Here is a 1,981-nt window from a genome sequence, read left to right as displayed (position 1 = left end):
CCGCAGGCGGCGCAGGACTCACTCGGTCAGCAGGTGCCGTTCCCCTCGCGTCTCGGCCGACCCGACGAATACGCCGCGCTCGTGCAGCAGATCGTCGAGAACGGCTACCTCAACGGCGAGACGATCCGTCTCGACGGCGCCATTCGCATGGCGCCGAAGTAACCCGCACGCCTTACAGCTCCAAGGAGAATCCATGTCACTGGCAGGCAAGACCATCCTCATGTCCGGCGGCAGCCGCGGCATCGGACTCGCGATCGCCCTGCGCGCCGCAGCCGACGGTGCGAACATCGCGATGCTCGCGAAGACCGACACCCCGCACCCCAAGCTCGAGGGCACGGTGCACTCCGCGGCCGAGCAGATCCGGGCGGCGGGTGGACAGGCGCTGCCGATCGTCGGCGACGTGCGCGACGATGACGACATCACCGAGGCCGTGCTGAAGACGCAGGGCGAATTCGGCGGCATCGACATCGTCATCAACAACGCCAGCGTCATCGACCTGTCGCGCTCGCTCGACCTCGGCGCCAAGAAGTACGACCTGATGCAGGACGTCAACGTGCGCGGCACGTTCATGCTCTCGCGCGCGGCGGTTCCGATCCTCAAGGATGCCGAGAACCCCCACATCCTCTCGCTGTCACCGCCGCTGAACCCCACACCGAAGTGGCTCGGTGCGCACACCGGGTACACGCTCGCCAAGTTCGGCATGACGATGGTCACGCTCGGGCTCGCAGCGGAATTCGCCCGCGACGGCATCGCCGCCAACACCCTGTGGCCGCGCACGACCATCGCCACCGCCGCAGTGCAGAACCTGCTCGGCGGCGACAAGGTCATGGCCGCGAGTCGCACCCCCGACATCTACGCCGACGCCGCCTACGCCGTGCTGCTCAAGCCCGCGGCGGAGTACACGGGCCAGACGCTGATCGTCGAAGACGTGCTCGAGGCCGACGGCGTGACCGACTTCTCGGGCTACGCCGCCGTGCCGGGCACACCCGACGACCGGCTGTTCCCCGACATCTTCCTCGACTGAGGCGCTGCCGCAACGCTCAGAACAGCAGGTAGAGAGCGCCGGCGATCGTCAGCACGATCACGATGCGGTCGAACAGCACCTGGTTCATGCTCTTCGCGAGGCGGATGCCGACGAGGGCGCCGATCACGACGAGCGGCGCGAGCACGGCATCCATCAGCAGCACGTGTCCCTCGAACAGGCCGAGCCCTGCGAGGAACGGGATCTTCACGAGGTTGATGATCGCGAAGAACCACGCCGAGGTGCCGAGGAACACCTGCACGGGCGTGCGCGTCGCGAGGAAGTACATCGACATGACGGGTCCACCGGCGTTCGCGACCATGGTCGTGAAGCCGCCGAGGGTGCCGTAGACCCCCGAGAGCACGATGCCGCCGGGCGCCGATGACACGGCATCCGCTCGGTTCTGCCGCCACCTCCGCCACAGTGTCACGGCGATCATCGCCAGCAGGATCACGCCGATCGCCCGCCGCACGATGCCGTCGCCCGCGAGCGCGAGAAAGGCGAATCCGGCCAGCAGCCCCGCGAGCACGGCGGGTGCGAGGCGCAGCAGCGTCGGCCAGTGCGCGTGACGGCGATAGGTGATCAGCGCGAAGACATCGCCCACGATGAGCAGCAGGAGCATCGCCGCGGTCGACGTGCGGGCGGGCAGCACGGTCGCGAACAGCGCGATGGCCAGGATGCTGCCTCCGGGGAGCGCGGTCTTCGAGATGCCGATCGTGACGGCCGCGAGGCCGAGCGCCGCCCAGGCGAGGGGTGCGAGTTCGATCACCGGGTCATCGGCTGACTCACGCGCGGGTCGCTGCGAGCGCTGCGGCGAAGCGTGCCGAGCGCTGTTCGATGTCGGCCCAGTCGGATGCCGCGAGCGAGGCGCCATTGGCGAGGTCGCCACCCGCGCCGACGGCGACGGCTCCGGCGCGGAACCAGTCGGCGAGATTGTCGGGGCTGACGCCGCCGGTGGGC

Annotated in this window: 2 protein-coding genes and 1 pseudogene; 2 read left to right on the top strand and 1 reads right to left on the bottom strand. The window is 69.1% G+C overall.

Translation table 11 applies throughout. The features are described from left to right. Together J7E68_RS19585 and J7E68_RS03805 are read left to right on the top strand one after the other, a co-directional pair. Nucleotides 1-162 (top strand): annotated as a pseudogene (locus J7E68_RS19585) (3-hydroxyacyl-CoA dehydrogenase); the annotation flags it as partial. A 31-nt stretch (nucleotides 163-193) separates the two neighbouring features. Beyond that, entirely contained in the window at nucleotides 194-1,024 is an 831-nt protein-coding gene (locus J7E68_RS03805; RefSeq protein WP_215169994.1) for an NAD(P)-dependent oxidoreductase, read from the top strand. A 16-nt stretch (nucleotides 1,025-1,040) separates the two neighbouring features. On the opposite strand, the gene J7E68_RS03800 is transcribed toward J7E68_RS03805, so the two are convergent. Further along, complete coding sequence (locus J7E68_RS03800) at nucleotides 1,041-1,790, bottom strand: sulfite exporter TauE/SafE family protein (RefSeq protein ID WP_311416247.1); 750 nt, start codon at nucleotides 1,788-1,790, stop codon at nucleotides 1,041-1,043. Between the last annotated feature and the right edge of the window lie 191 nt (nucleotides 1,791-1,981).

The sequence above is a fragment of the Microbacterium sp. ISL-103 genome, from assembly GCF_018613995.1.
Taxonomy (GTDB): domain Bacteria; phylum Actinomycetota; class Actinomycetes; order Actinomycetales; family Microbacteriaceae; genus Microbacterium.
This window is presented reverse-complemented; position numbering and strand designations above follow the sequence as displayed.